Below are 17,474 nucleotides of genomic sequence, written 5' to 3'. Positions count from 1 at the left end.
ATGATGGACGTTTTTTTACATACGGTCAAAATGCCGCAAACATTAAGGAAACAGTTTCCGGTTATGCTGTTTTAATGAATACGCACCAATCTGAGGGGAGTTGTTCGTGTGGGAGCACAGACGGTAGCGGAATTGGAACGTCCGGAGCCGGTTCAAACCATAGCCGGGGAACCGGGGACGGAGGTGGCGGTTGCGCCTGAGCGGGAGGAAGCCGAGGTGGATGTGCGCATGTACTGCCGAAGCGTGCCGGTCATCGGGCGGGAGGAGTCCTGCCGCAGCGTGCTGCGGCGGTTCCAGCGCGAATCCGATCTTTCATGCATCGTCCTTTGTGATGAAAGTAACAAACCGCTGGGGATTTTGATGCGGGACCGGTTTTACCGCTTTTTGGCCGGGCGTTTTGCGGCCGATTTGTTCTACGATCGTCCGGCGTCCGTTTTTGCCGACGAGCATCCGCTCGTATGCGATTTGCTGACTCCGGCCAGCGATGTGGTGGATGCGGCGTTAAACCGGGAGGACGCCCATTTTTACGACAGTTTGATTATTAGCGAAAACGGGCGTTTTTACGGCATTCTGACGGTGCAGGATCTCATGCGGATGTCGCGCGATCTGCAGCGGGAAGCGGACCAAATCCGGGGAGAAGTCGTTCGCGAAAGCCGTTCGCTGATCAAAGATATCGAACGTTCGGTTCGGCAGGTGTCCGAATCGGCCGGACGCAGCTTGCGGGAGTCGGAACTGATGAGCGGGCAAGCCGAAACGGGCCGGGCCGAACTCGAAGAAGTGAAGGCCTCCTTCGACAGAGTGCTGGTGACGTCCCGCAGCCAGGCCGCGCAAATGGCGGAGCTGCTTGAACGGACGCAGCAAATTTCGTCGATCACCGCCAGCATTCAGGAGCTGGCTAATCTGAGCGGGATCCTGGCGCTTAACGCTTCGATCGAAGCGGCGCACGCCGGAGAACATGGACGCGGTTTTGCCGTCGTTGCAAGCGAAATCCGCAAGCTCGCCCTGCAGACGCAAAAATTGTCGGGGGATATCGGGGAAACGCTGGATATCGTCAACCGTCATGTGCAGCAAGCGGCTGCGACGTCCGGCCTGACGGCCGCGGAGATGGAAGCCGGCCATAGGCGGGTGGGCAAAGCGGATGCAACGTTCGAAGCCTTGGTCCGGTCGGTCCGGTCGGTGGAGGCCAGGGAGCGGGAGATGCGCGATGCCGCGGATGTCGCTGCGCGAAGAACGGAAACCGTGCTGCGGGAGCTGGACCAATTTACGAACGCGTAAACATATTTTACATTGCGTTTACATTTTGATTCATTTTCTTTTACATAAGGAAGCTAAAATAGATAAGTATTTGATCATAATAGAACTATACATGCAATTGATATAAGCCAAGGCTGCTTCTAGCACGGACTTTCGTTTTGACGCGGGTGCGTGCTTCGAGTTTATAAGTGTGCGCTATTTTAACTAAGGAGATCTGACATGGAAACCGCGATCCGGATTCAGCATTTAAACTTATACTATGAGCAATTTCATGCGTTAAAGGACGTTTCTTTGGATATCCCCGAGAGAACGATTACCGCCTTCATCGGACCGTCCGGCTGCGGCAAATCGACGCTGCTGCGCACGTTGAACCGGATGAACGACATGATTCCCGGCACGCGGATCGAAGGTTCCGTGGAAATCGCGGGGGACGACATCTACGGCGATGAGGTGGAAGTGGAGGAGCTGCGAAAACGGGTGGGGATGGTGTTTCAACAGCCCAATCCGTTCCCGAAATCGATTTACGATAACGTGGCTTACGGTCCTCGCCTGCACGGGATCAAAAACAAAGCCGCCCTCGACGAAATTGTGGAGCAAAGCCTGCGCCAGGCCGTTCTTTGGGACGAGGTGAAGGATTTCCTCAAGCGCTCGGCGCTCAGCCTGTCGGGCGGGCAGCAGCAGCGGCTTTGCATTGCGCGGGCAATCGCGGTGCAGCCTGACATTCTGCTGATGGATGAAGCGACTTCGGCGCTGGACCCGATTTCCACTTTGAAAATCGAAGAGTTGGTCCAGCAGCTCAAAGACAGGTATACGATCGTGATGGTCACGCATAACATGCACCAGGCGGCGCGAATTTCCGGCCGGACTGTCTTTTTCCTGAACGGGGAAATCGTAGAGGCCGACGATACGCAGAAGCTGTTTTCCACCCCGCAGGATTCGCGCACAGAAGATTATATTTCCGGTCGTTTCGGATAACAAGGAGGCTGCTGCTGAATGATTCAAAGAAAAGAATTCGATCAGAACCTGGAGGAACTACGGCAATTGCTCGGGCAGATGGGCGAGCATGTCGAACAAGGGCTTGCGGGAGCTATCGAAGCCCTGCGGACCATGGATTCGCAGAAAGCCAAACAAATCGTCGAGCGCGATATCGAGCTGAACCAGATGGAAGAGCAGGTGATGGAAATCGGCTCACGGCTGATTGTGACGCAGCAGCCGGTGGCCAAGGACCTGCGGCGGATTATCGTCGCGTTCAGAATTTCCAGCGATCTTGAACGGATGGGCGATTTGGCCGTCGATATCGCGAAGGTGACGATGCGCCTGGAAGGCCAGAAGCTGATCAAACCGCTGATCGATATCCCGAAAATGTCGGACCTGGTCATCCTGATGCTGCGGGAGTCGCTGCAGTCTTACTTGGACGAAAATACGGATCTGGCCTATAAGATGGCCAAGGACGACGACGAGGTCGACCATCTGTACAGCCAGATGATCCAGGAGCTGTATACGTTTATGATCGAAAATCCGGATTCCCTGCAGCAGGCGATGCTGCTTACCTTGGTCGGACGGTATATCGAGCGGATCGCCGACCATGCCACGAACATCGGCGAAAGCGCGGTGTATCTCGTCACCGGACACCGCCCGGACCTGAATCAGTAAGATTGTGCCAAAAACACGTTATATACCGGTTGATCAACCGGCAGTTGCTTGCATAAGATGCAGGCCGCTGCCGGTTTTATCGTTTTTGCGCTATTTGCGGGGCATCGCGGTGTTAACCGGGGGCGCGCTGTGTTATCATAGGTAACAGGAACAAAACACTCGGGACGAGGTGTCGTATGGATAAATTGATCCTTATAGATGGCAACAGCATTATTTACCGGGCATTTTTTGCGATGCCGCCGCTGACGAACTCCGGCGGGCTGCATACGAATGCCGTTTACGGTTTTACCAATATGCTGCTCCGGCTCATTCAGGAGGAGCAGCCGACCCATATACTTGTGGCGTTTGACGCGGGCAAAACGACGTTTCGCCACGAAGGCTACCAGGAGTATAAAGGCGGGCGCGACAAGACGCCTCCGGAGCTGTCGGAACAGTTCCCGCTGATGCGGGATCTGCTGGAAAGCTTCGGCATCTCCTGGTTTGAACTCCCCGGGTACGAAGCCGACGACATTATCGGCACGATCAGCAAGCAGGCCGAGGATTCGGGCCGCGAAGTGCTTGTCGTCACCGGCGACAAGGACATGCTGCAGGTGGTCACGGACCGGGTCAAGGTGGCGCTAACGCGCAAGGGCGTTAGCGAAGTGGAGCCTTACGGGCCGAAGGAAATCGAGGAGCGCTACGGGCTTAAGCCGCTGCAGATCATCGACTTGAAGGGGCTGATGGGCGATGCGTCCGACAATATCCCGGGCGTGCCGGGCATCGGGGAGAAGACGGCGCTGAAGCTGCTGCATCAATTCGGCTCCGTGGAGGAAGTCTTGGCCCATACCGATGAGCTCAAGGGCAAAATGAAGGAAAATCTCGTGAACCATGCCGAGGATGCGCGGCTGAGCAAGCAGTTGGCGACGATTTTCCGCGAGGTGCCGGTAGAGCGGTCCTGGGAGGATATGAAGTTCTCCGGCATCGAAGAGGACAAAGCGGTGCCGATGCTGCGCAAGCTGGAATTCAAATCTTTGCTGGAGCGCTTGTCCTTTACCGCGGGAGCGGGCGGGAACGCCGCGGCGGATGGGGAGGCGGCGCAGGCGGCGGAGGACGTCAGCGTGACGATGGTGGACGTGGACACCTTGCCGGAAGTATCCGCGCAGCTTGCGGAAGTCGAAGGGATCATCATCGAATCTTACGGGGATAATCCGCACCATGCTACGCTGATGGGACTGCTGCTGTCGACGCCGAAGCGGCATTTCTTCCTGCCCTTTGAATTGTTGAAGCGGGAGGAAGCGGCGGACGTGCTGTCCTGGCTGGCGGACGAAAACGTGCCTAAACGGGGGTACGATTTGCACCGCGCCGACCTCGCCTTGTTTTGGCAGGGGATCGCTTTTGCCGGGGCCGAACATGACGTCCAGCTTGCCGCTTACTTGCTCGATCCGACGGAAAACGACCAGACGATCAGCGGGCTGGCCGCAAAATACGGGCTTCCGCACATGCCTGCGGATGAAGACGTATACGGCAAAGGCGCGAAATTCAAGGTGCCCGATCCCGAGACGCTCGGCCGGCATTTGGCCCGCAAAGGGGACGCCCTGCTGCGCATCGTTCCGCTCCAGCGCGCCGATCTGGAGAAATACGAGATGCACGGGCTGTTCTACGACCTGGAGATGCCGCTGTCGCGGATTCTCGCCGATATGGAGAAGCAGGGCGTAGCCGTCAACCGGGAAGACCTGAAAGAGCTCGGAGTTGAGTTCGAAGCGCAGATCAACAAGCTGGTGGCGCAAATTTATGAAATCGCCGGGCAGGAATTCAACCTGAATTCACCTAAACAATTAGGAGAAATTCTGTTCGATAAACTGGGGCTGCCGGTCATCAAAAAGACCAAAACAGGTTATTCCACCGACGCGGAGGTGCTGGAGAAGCTGGCGCCGTATCACGAGATCGTTCAGTTTATTCTGGAATACCGCCAGCTGGCCAAGCTGCAGTCCACCTATGTGGAAGGGTTGCTGAAGGAAATCATGCCGCGGACGGGCAAGGTGCACACGTATTTCCGGCAGACGGTCGCCGCCACCGGGCGCTTAAGCAGCCAATATCCGAACCTGCAAAATATTCCGATCCGCCTGGAGGAAGGCCGCAAAATCCGCAAAGTGTTCGTTCCTTCGGAGGAAGGGTGGTTTATTCTCGCCGCCGACTACTCCCAGATCGAGCTTCGCGTCCTGGCCCATATTTCCGGCGACAAGGGACTGCAGGAGGCCTTCCTGCACGATATGGACATCCACACGAAGACGGCGATGGACGTCTTTGGCGTCGGGCCGGACGAGGTGGACGCGAATATGCGCCGTTCGGCGAAGGCGGTCAACTTCGGCATCGTGTACGGGATCAGCGACTACGGATTATCCCAGAACCTGAACATTACGCGGAAGGAAGCGGCTCGCTTTATCGAGCAATATTTTGACGCGTTCCAGGGCGTCCGCCGGTATATGGACGACATCGTCAAAGACGCCAAACGCGACGGTTACGTTAAAACTTTGCTGGAACGGCGGCGTTATTTGCCGGAAATCAACGCGTCGAACTTCAATTTGCGTTCGTTCGCCGAACGCACCGCGATGAATACGCCAATCCAGGGAACGGCGGCGGATATCATCAAACTGGCGATGGTGAAAATGGACAAAGCTCTGTACGAGCACGGCCTGAAGAGCCGGATGCTGCTGCAGGTGCATGACGAATTGGTATTCGAAGTCCCTCCGGAGGAGCTGGACATCATGAAGAAGCTCGTGCCGGAAACGATGGAGAACGCGATCAAGCTGTCCGTGCCGCTGAAGGCGGAGGTTAGCAGCGGGGTCAACTGGTACGAAGCGAAGTAAAACGAGTTAAGAGGTGACTTGGTATGCCGGAATTGCCGGAAGTGGAAACGGTCAGAAGAACGCTGACCGAATTGATCGTGGGGAAAACGATCCGCTCCGTCAAGGTGTCCCTGCCGCGAATCATCCAGCGGCCGGACGATGTACAGCGGTTTGAGACGGAGCTTGCCGGCCATAGAATCGTGGAAATCGGCCGCAGGGGCAAGTTTTTGCGGATCGTGATGGACGGGCTTGTGCTCGTTTCCCATTTGCGTATGGAAGGCAGATACGGATTGTATGGCGAGGGTGAGCCCGTCGAAAAGCATACGCACGTGATTTTCAAATTTACGGACGGCACGGAGCTGAGGTATAAGGATGTAAGGCAGTTCGGCACGATGCATTTGTTTCCGCCGGGGGAGGAATTTACGAATCAGCCTTTGGCCAAACTGGGACTGGAACCGCTGGACCCTTCCTTTACGCCGGAGGTGTTCCGGCAGCTGATGTCGCGGCGGAAGACGAAAATCAAACCCGTGCTGCTGAACCAGGAATATGTTGTCGGTTTGGGGAATATTTATGTGGATGAAGCCTTGTTCCGGGCCGGCATCCATCCGGAGCATCCGGCGGACAAGCTTAGCGGCCTTAAGCTTGACCGTTTGCACGATGCGATTGTGGCCACGCTGAACGAAGCGGTGAACGCCGGCGGCTCCTCGATTAAATCGTATGTGAACGGTCAAGGGGAGATGGGCATGTTCCAGCATGCCTTGCGCATCTACGGACGAACCGGCGAGGCTTGTCTCGAATGCGGGCATCCGGTGGAAAAAACGGTCGTAGGCGGCCGGGGAACCCATTTTTGCCCCAAATGCCAAAAGCCATACCGCCCCGGCCGCGAGCAAAGCAAAGTTAAACCCGGACGGCCCGCTTCCCGCGTAAGCGAAAACAGTGAGGTGTTGAAAGGATGAACATCGGCCTGACCGGCGGCATCGCCACCGGCAAAAGCACGGTATCCCGCATGCTGGTTCAGAGGGGAGCCGCCCTGATCGACGCGGACGTCATCGCCAGGGAAATCATGGAGCCCGGGCATCCGGTGCTGGCCGCGGTAGCGAAGCGCTTCGGACAAGCCGTACTGCACCCGGACGGGACGCTCGACCGCAAAAAGCTGGGCGAAATCGTGTTCGCGGACCCCGAGCGGCGAAAAGCGCTGGAAAGCCTGACGCATCCGGCGATTCGCGCCGAAATGAAACAGCGCCTGGACGCGCTTGAAGCCGCAGCTCCCCGCCGCCTTGTCGTCGCGGATATTCCGCTGCTGTACGAATCGGGACTGGAGCGGTTTTACGAACGGATTATGGTAGTCTACGTGCCGCGGGATCTGCAGCTGGCCAGATTGATGGAGCGGGACGGCCTAAGCCGGGATGAGGCGGAACGCAGGCTGAATGCGCAAATGGATATCGAACTGAAAAAAGAAAGGGCGGATATCTTGATTGACAACAGCCGTGGACTGGATGAGACGGAACGTCAGATTGACGAGTTTTGGCGGGATCAGGGAATGCTATGAGGTGGCTTCGCAAAAAAAGAGTGCTGCTTTTGTTATTCCTGGGGTTTATCGTTCTGATCTTTTTTAATTCCGCTTGGCTCTCGTTGTTTTATCCGATTTATTATAAAGAAGAAATTCGTTATCACGCGAAAAACAACGGCATCGATCCGTTTATCGTGGCGGCTATTATAAAAGTGGAAACCAATTACAAGCCCGGAGCCCAGTCCAAAAAGGGAGCTTTAGGGGTTATGCAAATCATGCCGGACACCGCGAATTGGGTCATTGCGAAGGCGGGCTTGCCCGATACGTCGCTCGATCAGGTGCAAAATGAGATCGGGACCAACATCGAAATCGGGACTTGGTATTTAAAGTCGCTGTCGGAGCAGTTTGACGGCAATGCGATCGCCATGATCGCCGCTTACAACGCCGGGCCGACCAATGTGAAAAACTGGATCAAAAGCGGGAAATGGGACGGCCGTCTGGAAACGTCCAAGAACATTCCGTTTGGCGAAACCCGCCATTATGTGCAACGGGTAACGCATTACTATAAACAGTATTCCGACATTTACAACGAGTTTTGATCGCTGGTACGATAATAAAGAAGCACTGACGGGCGTCAATTCGCCTGTCAATGCTTCGGGGTGATCGGCTTATCTGAATTGGCCAGCTTGGCCAGCCAGCTGTTGCTCAGCGATGGTAACCAAGCGTTTCGTAATGAAACCACCGATCGAACCGTTTTCGTAAGAAGTCAGGTTACCAGCATATCCGTCTTGTGGGAAAGAGATGCCAAGTTCCTGAGCGATTTCATATTTCATTTGATCCAATGCTCCGGAAGCTTGTCTAACCACCAGGTCGTTCGAAGAGTTATTATTTTGTGCCATGATGTTCACCTCCTTGTGGTTGGTAACAGTATTATGTGCCGGGACTATCAACTTCATTACTTTTTTTTGAAGTTATTTATTGGCATTAATGTAAATTGCATTTTTTGGAAAGGAGGGAACTTGCGTTGAAATGTCCGTATTGCGATTATTTGGGGACAAAGGTGCTGGATTCAAGGCCGGCCAACGAAAACAGGTCGATCCGCCGCCGGCGGGAATGCGAGCAATGCAGCCGGCGGTTTACGACCTTTGAAATGGTGGAAGAAATGCCGCTGATCGTCATCAAGAAGGATGGAAGCCGCGAGGAGTTCAGCCGCGAGAAAATGCTGCGCGGGTTGATCCGGGCTTGCGAGAAACGCCCCGTTTCCGTGGAGCGGCTGGAAAGCATCGTGTCCGAGGTGGAGCGGTCCGTGCGCCATTCGGCCAATGCCGAAGTGGAAAGCCGCGAGATCGGCGAACTGGTGATGGAGCAATTGTATCCCGTGGACGAAGTGGCTTATGTTCGTTTTGCTTCGGTGTACCGCCAGTTTAAAGATATCAATATGTTTATGAAGGAACTGACCGGGCTGCTGTCCAAAAATACGAGAGAACTCGAATAGCCGGATTTGAATAAACACTCCCTGTATTTAATTAAGGGAGTGTTTATTTTTGTTTGCCATTGTCGAAATTAAGGGATAACCGCCAGGTGCATTTTACACAAAGTTTACATTACGAAAACACGGGATTGATCTTCGCCGCCTATAATCAGGTTGTAAAACAAATAAGGGGGAAACCTGAGACAATGAAAAAGAGTATGCTTATGGTTTTGACTTTGGTATTAAGCTTGACCTTGGCGGCTTGCGGTCAGGGCGGCAACGCGAAAACTAACACCTCGGGTGCTGAAGGCGGTAATGGAGGTGCGACGAGCGAGGCAGCGGCAAACAATGGCGGGAACAAGGCGACTTCGGATTTGTCCGGTTCGGTCCTGTCTGTAGGTTCCTCGGCGCTTCAACCGCTGGTAGATCAAGTTTCGAAAAAATTCATGGAGCAAAATCCGAACGTATCCATTCAGGTTCAAGGCGGAGGCAGCGGCACGGGGCTGACGCAAGTTTCCGGCGGACAGGCTGACATCGGCAACTCCGACGTGTTCGCTGAAGAGAAGCTGGAAGCCGCTCAAGCTTCCGAACTGGTTGACCACCAAGTAGCGGTTGTCGCTATGGCCGCTGTAGTAAATCCGGATGTAACGGTCGACAACCTTACGAAAGATCAACTGGTGCAAATTTTTACGGGTAAAGTAACGAACTGGAAAGACCTGGGCGGCCCGGATCAAAAGATTCAAATCGTAAACCGTCCTTCGAGCTCCGGTACGCGCGCCACCTTTGAGAAATACGCGCTTGGCACGAAGACGGAAGACCTGCAAGGTTCGATCCAAGAGGATTCCTCCGGTACGGTTAAGAAGCTTGTCGGCGAAACGCCGGGAGCCATCGGTTATCTTGCGCTTTCCTACCTGGATGAAACCGTAAAAGCTGTGAAATACGAAGGCGTGGAAGCAACAGTGGACAATGTGGCTAACGGCACTTATCCGGTATGGGCTTACGAGCATATGTACACGAAGGGCGAGCCGAACGAAGTCGTTAAGGCGTTCCTGGACTATATGGTCTCCCCTGAAGTACAAGGCGATAACGGCGATGTTGTGGAACTCGGCTATATCCCGATCAGCAAAATGCAAGTTAAACGCGATGTGGACGGCAACATTACCAAATAAACAACACTATATTCGATAACATCATATCGGCAGAGAGAAGAGGCGGACATTTCTGCCTCTTTCTGTGCTGTGTAAAGGGAGAGGTTTCATGGCTCAATCCGGCGGAAACAAAAAAGTACAGCCGCACATTATAGAGGAATGGACCGGTAAAATATTTACGTCATTTTGCATCGTGCTGCTGGTTGTGACGATATTTTCGATGGTGTATTTTGTCTCAACCAGAGGTCTAAGCACCTTTTTTCAGGACGGGATTTCGATCGGCCAAATTTTCGGAAGCACGGAGTGGAGACCGGACGGAGTTCCTCCGGTGTTCGGAGCGCTCCCATTCATTTTGGGATCGTTCAGCACTTCGATCCTTGCGGCCGTCATTGCGGCGCCGCTCAGCATCTGCGCAGCCCTGTTCATGGTCGAAATTATGCCTAAATTCGGCAAAAAATTTCTGCTGCCGGTAATCGAGCTGTTGGCCGGGATTCCTTCGGTCGTTTACGGTTTTGTCGGCCTGAGCGTGATCGTCCCGTTTTACCGGGATATTTTTCCCGGACAGGGCCTGGGCATTTTTGCGGGGGCGACGGTATTGTCGATTATGATTTTGCCTACGATTACTTCCATCGCCACGGATGCGCTCACCGCTCTTCCTCCCGGATTGAAAGAAGGTTCTTATGCACTTGGGGCCACGCGGTGGCAAACGTTGTGGCGGACCGTCCTGCCGACCACGATGCCGTCGCTGCTCACCGGGGTCGTGCTGGGGATGGCCCGGGCCTTCGGGGAAGCGCTCGCCGTACAGATGGTCATCGGGAACGCGCCGCACATTCCGCGCTCGCTGTTTGAATCCACCTCCACGCTGACCAGCGTCATCACGCTCAGCATGGGCAATACGGCCATGGGAACGACGCAGAACAACGTGCTGTGGACGCTTGCCTTGATTTTGATGCTGATGACCTTCGTCTTCGTCTTTATTGTACGTGGGCTGGAAAGGAGAGCAAAGCGATGAGTGCAAAAACCGCAGATAAAATCGCCACTGCCGTCATTGTTACGCTGGCAGGCGTTATTGTGCTGATCATGGCCGGGCTGCTCGGATTTATTTTAATCCGCGGGCTCGGGCATGTCAGCTTTGATTTTCTGACCTCTCCGCCGGAAACGATCAAGGCGGGCGGGGGGATCGGTCCGCAATTGTTCAATTCCCTGTTCCTGCTTGTTCTGACGCTGATTATCACGATTCCGCTTGGACTCGGGGCGGGCATTTATATGAGCGAATATGCGAAACCGGGCAAACTGACGTCTTTTATCCGGCTGATCGTTGAGGTGCTGTCCTCTTTTCCGTCGATTGTCGTCGGCTTGTTCGGTCTGCTCGTGATCGTTAACGTGTTTGGCTTCGGCTTCTCCCTGTTCTCCGGGGCGTTGGCGTTAACCGTGTTCAACCTGCCGCTGATGGTGCGGATTACCGAACAGGGCATGGCCAGCGTGCCGCAAGCGCAGAAGGAAGCAAGTCTGGCGCTGGGCCTGTCCAAATGGAAAACGATCAAATCGATTATGCTGCCGATCGCGATGCCGGTGATCTTGACCGGGACAATTCTGGCCGCGGGCCGCGTGTTTGGCGAAGCGGCGGCGCTGCTGTTTACGGCCGGCATGAGCAGCCCGAGGCTCGATTTCGGGAACTGGAACCCGCTCAGTCCAACGTCGCCGCTGAATCCGTTTCGCCCGGCGGAGACGCTGGCCGTCCACATCTGGAAGATCAATTCCGAAGGGCTGGCTCCGGATGCTCCCGAAATCGCCGCAGGCGCTTCGGCCGTGCTTATCATCACGGTGCTTCTGTTCAACCTGCTCGCACGTTGGGTCGGCCGCCTGATGTACAAGAAATTTACGGCTACGAAATAGGAGGGCTCCGAGGTGCAAAATACCGCATTATCCACCAAAAACTTGAGCGTGTTTTACGGAGAAAAGCAGGCCGTGAAAGAAATCTCACTCGACTTCGCCTCACGGCAGGTGACGGCGTTAATCGGCCCGTCCGGCTGCGGGAAATCGACGTTCCTGCGCAGCTTGAACCGGATGAACGATTTGATTTCCGGCGCGCGGATCACCGGGGACATCTGGATCGGGGACGACAATATCAACGATCCGAAAACCGACGTCGTGCTGCTGCGGCAAAAGATCGGCATGGTATGGCAGAAGCCGAACCCGTTTCACAAATCGATTTATGAAAATATCGCTTTTGGACCGCGTTACCACGGGATTCGCGACAAGAAAAAGCTGGATCAGATCGTAGAGGAGTCGCTCATCAAAGCCGCGCTCTGGAACGAGACGAAGGACCGGCTGCACAGCTCGGCGCTCGCGTTGTCCGGCGGCCAGCAGCAGCGGCTTTGCATCGCCCGTTCGATCGCCGTTAATCCGAGCATCATTTTGATGGACGAACCGGCATCCGCGCTGGATCCGATTTCGAGCGCCAAAATCGAGGAACTGATCGCCGAATTAAAACTCGAATACTGCATTATTATCGTAACCCACAACATGCATCAGGCTGCGCGGGTATCGGAAAAAACCGCGTTTTTCCTCATGGGGGAACTGGTCGAATATGACGACACCAGCAAGATCTTTACGAATCCGTCGGAAAAACGGACGGATGATTATATTTCCGGCCGGTTTGGATAAACCGGTTGCTTTATAGGACCGAGCCAGGGGAGACTGCCTTCTCAGGCTCGGTTTTTGCCCCTTAAGATTATTAAACTCTTGATGTTCCTGCATGCTGCCTGCCTTTGCACGATTATTCCTTTCGCTCAGGGAACAGGGGATGGGGGCTAGAGCAAGGATTCCAAAAAAGAGAGAAGAAAAAACAAAAAAAGATGAGGAAAAAATGAGGCGGTGCAGGTGAGATTTTTGGCTTGATTAGGGAACGTAGGTTTGGTATAATGAAATAAATGGAATTTATGTTCGTGTATTCTTGATTCGGGGGCGAGCGGGCATGGAAGTCAATACGGAAACGGAACTTCAACCATTCAGCAGTCGTTTTAACAGCGAGCAGGCCTGCATGGAGGCGCTAATCGCGATGAAGTGGCCAAACGGCTTCGTCTGCCCGCGTTGCACTTACACCCGGTGCAGCCGTCTGACTTCCCGGCATATCCCCTTGTTCGAGTGCGTAAAGTGCAAGCATCAAACATCGCCTTTGGTCGGTACGATTTTTGAAGGAACGCATCTGCCCTTGCTCAAGTGGTTCGAGGCCCTGGATTTATTCCTGCTTGAAGGCGGCATCTCGGCGCTGCGGCTGAGCAAGGTGATCCGGGTCACCTACAAGACCGCCTGGTCGGTGCTGCACAAAATACGTCATGCCGTGGGGGAGTTCGATGCCCGGGAGCTGCTCTCCGGAGACGTGAAGGTGAATAGCGATCAGTACGGGCGTAATCCGTCCCGGTGTCAGCTTTCGCATCCGTACGCCTCGGCGGTCGTAGCGGGCTGCACGGTCACGGAGTCGGGCGAGCCGGAACAGGTCAAGATCCGCCTGGTGCCGTATAAGCGGGGAGGCGAAAAAAGGGCAAACCGTCACGATCTAAACACGTTTATCAATGGGCATGTGGATGTCTGTACATCGGAGGTGCAGTTGTTCCCTCAGGCCTTTCGGCTGTATGCGCCCTTGCGGAAAGTGGTGAGAGAGGCGTGGGAATCGTTGAAGAGTACGTATGGAGCCTTGGGACTGAAGCATCTGCAGGCGTACCTAAACGAATACACCGGACGCCGCCGGCTGCGCCTGCAAGGAGGACGGCCCGGAGCGGAAGAAACGATGCGGCAGCAGTTACTGCAAATGTGTGTGGCGATTCCCGCGATCCCTTACCGCCGGCTGATCGCACGCCAACCGAACCAGCCTCTTGCAGCTGCGGCCTGATCGAGACGCTAGAACGGTGGGAGTTACTTGATGCAGTACAACTTAATGGGTAGGGGTTAGCATGAACAGTGCGGGCTTTGCTGCAGACGGAAGGGTTCAGGCTACAGCAAAATCACGGTCTTTTCGTTTCCTTCGCGTTTTGTCCTTGATCTCCTGTCTTGGTCTCCTGTCCGGTCTGTTTTACCTCCCCTAAACCTGATTCCTTCTTCTATGCCCGTTTAAATTATCTCGAACCTATCTGCTTCTCCACCAAATATTTTTTCTCCGAGCTTGTCTTTCTCTCTGCTACCTGATCAAAGGGGATAATCGTGCAAAGTGTCCGGACAGCGAGTGTTGATCTGCCGCCCACCCCACTTCCCTATCCTCAAGCTTTCAACGCCCCTCCGCGTTTCTAGCCGAGATCGGTTTTCGACTTGACTGGCAAGGCAAGCAAGGATTATAAGGTTGAGCCAGGCACCTCTTCTGTCCGCGTATCTTAAATCTTTGAACACCTTCAGCTCAAGGACTCAAGCTGATTTTTGCTCTGCGAAAGTTGAGTTATAAAATTCCGGCGTGGTAGAGGGCGATGCGCAGGTAGAGAGGGGAGGAGAAGAGGGTTCAGGGGGCTAAGGGACACCAGAGCCGTTATTTTCGAAAAAACGGAGGTTTGTAACATATAAAACACGAAGGACGGACACAGATGATCTTATTTACTTTAAATCGGCCCGGATGCACTGGTTTTGAGCCAAGAGTCACGTGGGTCCGTTAGAGCGGCGTCTATTTTACGGATTCGAGCTTTCCCTTCCCCCGGCCCCCGGTCCAGGATGGAACCCGCCCTAGGGCCATTTTGGATTGGAAATTCTCCGCGTATACTGTTAACATAAAAAAGAATAGGGCGAATTGATGGCGGCGCCTTGAACTCATAAAAGGAGAACGATCATGAACGTGCTGGCTTGGATTGAGCGGATGTTCGAGCATTACGGTTACTTTGTACTGCTGCTCGGACTGCCGGTGGATTTTATCGCGCTGCCGTTGCCGCCGGGGCAAACGACGCTGACATATACCGGTTATTTGGCCTATAAAGGGGTACTCCAATTCGTTCCGGCTTTGCTGGCCGGTTACGCAGGATCGGTGATTGGCGTAACGATTACGTACTGGCTTGGCCGCCGGATCGGGGCGCCGCTCGTTGAGCGCTACGGCAAATGGATATTTTTGAAACCTTCCCACTTGGAGAAAACCAGGCGCATTTATGAGAAATATGGAAACAAAATGCTGTTGATCAATTTTTTTGTGCCGGGGGTCAGACAGTTTTTCGGATATTTCGTAGGCATCATTCGCATCCCTTACCGCACGTTTGCCCTCTATGCCTATACCGGGGCAGCTATATGGGTCACCGCTTTTGTAGGCATCGGATTCGTGTTCGGCGAGCAGTGGCAATACGCGATCGGGCTGGTGGAGAAATATCTGAAATATTTCTTTATGGGCCTTGGGGCTCTGCTGCTGGTGATTGTATATATGAAGTGGAGAAAATGGCGGTTGAAAGTGGCCAAGCTATCGCGAAACTCTTGAAGAGATAGTTCACACGCACTTAAAGGCGCCCTGGGCAGGTGATCCCGCGCCTTTTTTTCTTATTGATCCCTTTATGAACATTTTGAAATTGTTATGATCCTTTCGGCTTAGGGTCCTTCGCCGCCGTCCCGTCGGCTGCCTCTTCCTCGCGCAGCTTCAGCAGGGACAGCAATTCGAAAAAGTTGCCCAAGGCGGCGAATCCGGCTCCGATAATGGCCAGGTCACTAGCGGTAATTATCCCATCGTCCGTTTTTTTCGTCTTTCGTTTTCTTTTTGTCAAGCACACCACCTGCTTTGAAGTCAACTTGCTTCATCATATGCTGCAAATGAAAGCGATGGTCATGTTTAAACGAAACTGGGCGAACCGAAAACGGCGCTTGGCCCATCCGAAGTCCGAAGTCCGATATTCAAAGTTCGAAGTACGCTTCAATTTAAGACGCGGCCCCGCAAGCGAGCTGTCATTATGTCCAAAGTCGATAACATGCTATCCATTCTTTGGCTGCTCCGGTCGGGAAGGAAAATGACCGCCCGGCAGCTGGCGGACGAGTTGGAAATCCACATTCGAACCGTATACCGCTGCATTGACTCTCTATGCGCCAGCGGCGTGCCGATTACCGCCGATTCCGGACCTAACGGAGGCTATCGGATTCTCGGCGATTTTATGGAGTCGCCGTTGCTGTTTGACGCAGACGAGCAGAAAGCGCTGGTGCACGCTTCGATATTCGCCAGGGAGGCGGGATATCCGTTTTCCGCCGCGCTGGAGCGGGCGGTAGCTTGTTATGGAGTATGCGCGGGGCAAGGATTCGGCTATGGAGTGCCGCGTGTTTGATTGCTATGGCATCATCCACTGGAAGGGGACCTGGTATACGGTCGGATTTTGCCGCCTGCGCCAGGGGCTGCGCAGCTTCCGGGTAGACCGCATCGTCCGCCTGGAGCCTTCGGATCACCGGTTTGAACGGCCGGCGGATTTCTCCGCGAAAGATTTTTTGCTGGGCGGTTTGCTCCCGCCTTCGCTGCAGGAGAAGTCCCTGGTTACCGTTCGCATTGCCGGACATGACCGGATCTTAAATGAACTGCAAAACCATTGGATGTTCGGGCACACGCTGGTGCGGCGGAGTGAAGGGGAGGCGGAATTCAAAATGGATGCTTCCGCCTTGCATACCTATGTGCCGTACTATTTGCTGCCTTACGGCAAAGCGCTGAAGATTCGCGAACCCCACCGGCTTGTGCGGCGGATGGCGGAGATCTGCGCGGACATGGCCGCACACTACGAGGGAATGAACATGGAATTTGAATAATAAGGAGGCCGCGTTCGAGGACGCAGCCCTGCTTCATTTTTAGCCTTTCGTTCCGCCCTGAAGGCCAAACCCTTTGGACATAAAGCGCTGCGAAAGGATATACAATACGATGGAAGGGATCGCATACAGAATGGAGAAAGCAGCCAGGTTCCCGTACTCGACCATCCCGTATTGTCCGAAGAACTGGTACAGTTTTAAGGAAGCCGGGAAATTTTCGGGATTCTGCAGCAGAATGTACGGAACGAAGAAATTGCCCCAGCTTCCCGAGAACGTAAAGATGGCCACCGTGCAAATGCCGGGGATCATCAGAGGAGCAACCACTTTGCGGATGCCCGTAAACACCGACGCTCCGTCGACCCATGCCGCCTCTTCCAGGTCCTGCGGCACGGAATCCATAAAGTTTTTCAGCATCCAAATTCCATAAGGCATCGAGGAAGCGACGTAAAACAGAATCACCCCGTAAATTTGGTCATACAAATTCAAGGTAAGGAACAATTGGTACACCGGGACCATCACCGCCGTAATCGGCAGGGAGGTCATAAATAAAATGGTCAGCATGAACGGCTTTTTGTATTTCATTTGGTACCGCGATAAGGGATAGGCCGCAAGCAGGGCCAGGATGACGACGAGCACCGCCTGGCCGAGCGACATGATGAGCCCGATCAGGAAGGCGCGCTGATTTTCCCGGCTGGTGATCACCTCGATGTAGTTCTCCGCCGTGACCCGGTGCGGCAGCTTAAGCGTCTGCATCGCGTTCGAGTCGATCGAGGCGACGATGACCCAAAGCAGCGGCAGCACGAAACAGATGCCGATAAAGGTAAGAATGGCGTACGGCAACATCCTGTAGACGATTTTGCGTTGTTTGGCGTTCATAC

At 54.3% G+C, this 17,474-nt stretch carries 17 protein-coding genes and 1 pseudogene; 15 read left to right on the top strand and 3 right to left on the bottom strand.

Annotated features, from left to right (window positions below):
* Positions 1–108: 108 nt before the first annotated feature.
* The 7 genes from NYE74_RS25745 to NYE74_RS25715 all read left to right on the top strand — a co-directional run bounded on the left by NYE74_RS25745 (position 109) and on the right by NYE74_RS25715 (position 7,841).
* Entirely contained in the window at positions 109–1,275 is a 1,167-nt protein-coding gene (locus tag NYE74_RS25745) for a methyl-accepting chemotaxis protein (RefSeq protein WP_036624371.1), read from the top strand.
* Between the two features lie 198 nt (positions 1,276–1,473).
* Positions 1,474–2,229, top strand: coding sequence for a phosphate ABC transporter ATP-binding protein PstB (gene pstB, locus NYE74_RS25740; RefSeq protein ID WP_036624370.1), 756 nt, complete (start codon positions 1,474–1,476; stop codon positions 2,227–2,229).
* A gap of 18 nt (positions 2,230–2,247) precedes the next feature.
* Positions 2,248–2,907, top strand: coding sequence for a phosphate signaling complex protein PhoU (gene phoU / locus NYE74_RS25735; RefSeq protein WP_036624369.1), 660 nt, complete (start codon positions 2,248–2,250; stop codon positions 2,905–2,907).
* 176 nt (positions 2,908–3,083) lie between these two features.
* Positions 3,084–5,753: a DNA polymerase I gene (gene polA / locus NYE74_RS25730; protein ID WP_036624367.1), complete on the top strand. Its 2,670-nt coding sequence runs from the start codon at positions 3,084–3,086 to the stop codon at positions 5,751–5,753.
* A 23-nt stretch (positions 5,754–5,776) separates the two neighbouring features.
* Positions 5,777–6,688 (top strand): DNA-formamidopyrimidine glycosylase, encoded by a 912-nt coding sequence (gene mutM, locus NYE74_RS25725; protein ID WP_051985594.1) that lies wholly within the window; start codon positions 5,777–5,779, stop codon positions 6,686–6,688.
* Complete coding sequence (gene coaE / locus NYE74_RS25720; RefSeq protein WP_036624365.1) at positions 6,685–7,281, top strand: dephospho-CoA kinase; 597 nt, start codon at positions 6,685–6,687, stop codon at positions 7,279–7,281. The genes mutM and coaE overlap by 4 nt, the downstream gene beginning before the upstream one ends.
* Complete coding sequence (locus NYE74_RS25715) at positions 7,278–7,841, top strand: lytic transglycosylase domain-containing protein (protein WP_036624363.1); 564 nt, start codon at positions 7,278–7,280, stop codon at positions 7,839–7,841. The genes coaE and NYE74_RS25715 overlap by 4 nt, the downstream gene beginning before the upstream one ends.
* A gap of 69 nt (positions 7,842–7,910) precedes the next feature.
* Here the strand turns inward: NYE74_RS25715 and NYE74_RS25710 are convergent, their stop codons facing one another.
* The gene (locus NYE74_RS25710; RefSeq protein ID WP_036624362.1) at positions 7,911–8,141 is read right to left on the bottom strand and encodes an alpha/beta-type small acid-soluble spore protein; all 231 of its coding nucleotides are present in this window, start codon (positions 8,139–8,141) and stop codon (positions 7,911–7,913) included.
* 125 nt (positions 8,142–8,266) lie between these two features.
* On the opposite strand from NYE74_RS25710, the gene nrdR reads away from it, so the two are divergent.
* The 7 genes from nrdR (at position 8,267) to NYE74_RS25675 (ending at position 15,301) form a co-directional block, all read left to right on the top strand.
* A complete protein-coding gene (nrdR, locus tag NYE74_RS25705) occupies positions 8,267–8,737 on the top strand; it encodes a transcriptional regulator NrdR (RefSeq protein ID WP_036624360.1) in 471 nt (156 codons plus the stop codon).
* Between the two features lie 182 nt (positions 8,738–8,919).
* Complete coding sequence (locus tag NYE74_RS25700; protein WP_036624359.1) at positions 8,920–9,882, top strand: phosphate ABC transporter substrate-binding protein; 963 nt, start codon at positions 8,920–8,922, stop codon at positions 9,880–9,882.
* Between the two features lie 88 nt (positions 9,883–9,970).
* Positions 9,971–10,873 carry a phosphate ABC transporter permease subunit PstC gene (gene pstC, locus NYE74_RS25695; protein WP_341005274.1) on the top strand — a complete coding sequence of 301 codons (903 nt, stop codon included), beginning with the start codon at positions 9,971–9,973 and terminating at the stop codon, positions 10,871–10,873.
* Positions 10,870–11,757 carry a phosphate ABC transporter permease PstA gene (gene pstA, locus NYE74_RS25690; RefSeq protein ID WP_036624356.1) on the top strand — a complete coding sequence of 296 codons (888 nt, stop codon included), beginning with the start codon at positions 10,870–10,872 and terminating at the stop codon, positions 11,755–11,757. The genes pstC and pstA overlap by 4 nt, the downstream gene beginning before the upstream one ends.
* A gap of 12 nt (positions 11,758–11,769) precedes the next feature.
* The gene (gene pstB / locus NYE74_RS25685; protein ID WP_341005273.1) at positions 11,770–12,528 is read left to right on the top strand and encodes a phosphate ABC transporter ATP-binding protein PstB; all 759 of its coding nucleotides are present in this window, start codon (positions 11,770–11,772) and stop codon (positions 12,526–12,528) included.
* A gap of 310 nt (positions 12,529–12,838) precedes the next feature.
* Entirely contained in the window at positions 12,839–13,753 is a 915-nt protein-coding gene (locus NYE74_RS25680) for a transposase (protein ID WP_124331628.1), read from the top strand.
* A 918-nt stretch (positions 13,754–14,671) separates the two neighbouring features.
* A complete protein-coding gene (locus tag NYE74_RS25675; RefSeq protein ID WP_036624352.1) occupies positions 14,672–15,301 on the top strand; it encodes a DedA family protein in 630 nt (209 codons plus the stop codon).
* Positions 15,302–15,392: 91 nt separating this feature from the next.
* Here the strand turns inward: NYE74_RS25675 and NYE74_RS25670 are convergent, their stop codons facing one another.
* Positions 15,393–15,581, bottom strand: coding sequence for a hypothetical protein (locus NYE74_RS25670; protein ID WP_036624350.1), 189 nt, complete (start codon positions 15,579–15,581; stop codon positions 15,393–15,395).
* A 183-nt stretch (positions 15,582–15,764) separates the two neighbouring features.
* Here NYE74_RS25670 and NYE74_RS25665 point away from each other — a divergent pair.
* Positions 15,765–16,599, top strand: a pseudogene (locus tag NYE74_RS25665) (helix-turn-helix transcriptional regulator).
* 39 nt (positions 16,600–16,638) lie between these two features.
* Here the strand turns inward: NYE74_RS25665 and NYE74_RS25660 are convergent.
* Entirely contained in the window at positions 16,639–17,472 is an 834-nt protein-coding gene (locus tag NYE74_RS25660) for a carbohydrate ABC transporter permease (protein WP_036624349.1), read from the bottom strand.
* Between the last annotated feature and the right edge of the window lie 2 nt (positions 17,473–17,474).

The sequence above is a fragment of the Paenibacillus sp. FSL P4-0127 genome (assembly GCF_038007325.1).
Lineage (GTDB): Bacteria > Bacillota > Bacilli > Paenibacillales > Paenibacillaceae > Fontibacillus > Fontibacillus macerans.
This window is presented reverse-complemented; position numbering and strand designations above follow the sequence as displayed.

What these genes read in the sequence shown, in the direction of transcription:
- mutM (WP_051985594.1), top strand. Translation starts at nt 5,777, where the DNA reads ATGCCGGAATTGCCGGAAGTGGAAACGGTCAGAAGAACGCTGACCGAA.
- NYE74_RS25700 (WP_036624359.1), top strand. Translation starts at nt 8,920, where the DNA reads ATGAAAAAGAGTATGCTTATGGTTTTGACTTTGGTATTAAGCTTGACC.
- coaE (WP_036624365.1), top strand. Translation starts at nt 6,685, where the DNA reads ATGAACATCGGCCTGACCGGCGGCATCGCCACCGGCAAAAGCACGGTA.
- NYE74_RS25715 (WP_036624363.1), top strand. Translation starts at nt 7,278, where the DNA reads ATGAGGTGGCTTCGCAAAAAAAGAGTGCTGCTTTTGTTATTCCTGGGG.
- polA (WP_036624367.1), top strand. Translation starts at nt 3,084, where the DNA reads ATGGATAAATTGATCCTTATAGATGGCAACAGCATTATTTACCGGGCA.
- pstA (WP_036624356.1), top strand. Translation starts at nt 10,870, where the DNA reads ATGAGTGCAAAAACCGCAGATAAAATCGCCACTGCCGTCATTGTTACG.
- phoU (WP_036624369.1), top strand. Translation starts at nt 2,248, where the DNA reads ATGATTCAAAGAAAAGAATTCGATCAGAACCTGGAGGAACTACGGCAA.
- NYE74_RS25660 (WP_036624349.1), bottom strand. Translation starts at nt 17,472, where the DNA reads ATGAACGCCAAACAACGCAAAATCGTCTACAGGATGTTGCCGTACGCC.
- NYE74_RS25680 (WP_124331628.1), top strand. Translation starts at nt 12,839, where the DNA reads ATGGAAGTCAATACGGAAACGGAACTTCAACCATTCAGCAGTCGTTTT.
- pstC (WP_341005274.1), top strand. Translation starts at nt 9,971, where the DNA reads ATGGCTCAATCCGGCGGAAACAAAAAAGTACAGCCGCACATTATAGAG.
- NYE74_RS25710 (WP_036624362.1), bottom strand. Translation starts at nt 8,141, where the DNA reads ATGGCACAAAATAATAACTCTTCGAACGACCTGGTGGTTAGACAAGCT.
- pstB (WP_036624370.1), top strand. Translation starts at nt 1,474, where the DNA reads ATGGAAACCGCGATCCGGATTCAGCATTTAAACTTATACTATGAGCAA.
- NYE74_RS25675 (WP_036624352.1), top strand. Translation starts at nt 14,672, where the DNA reads ATGAACGTGCTGGCTTGGATTGAGCGGATGTTCGAGCATTACGGTTAC.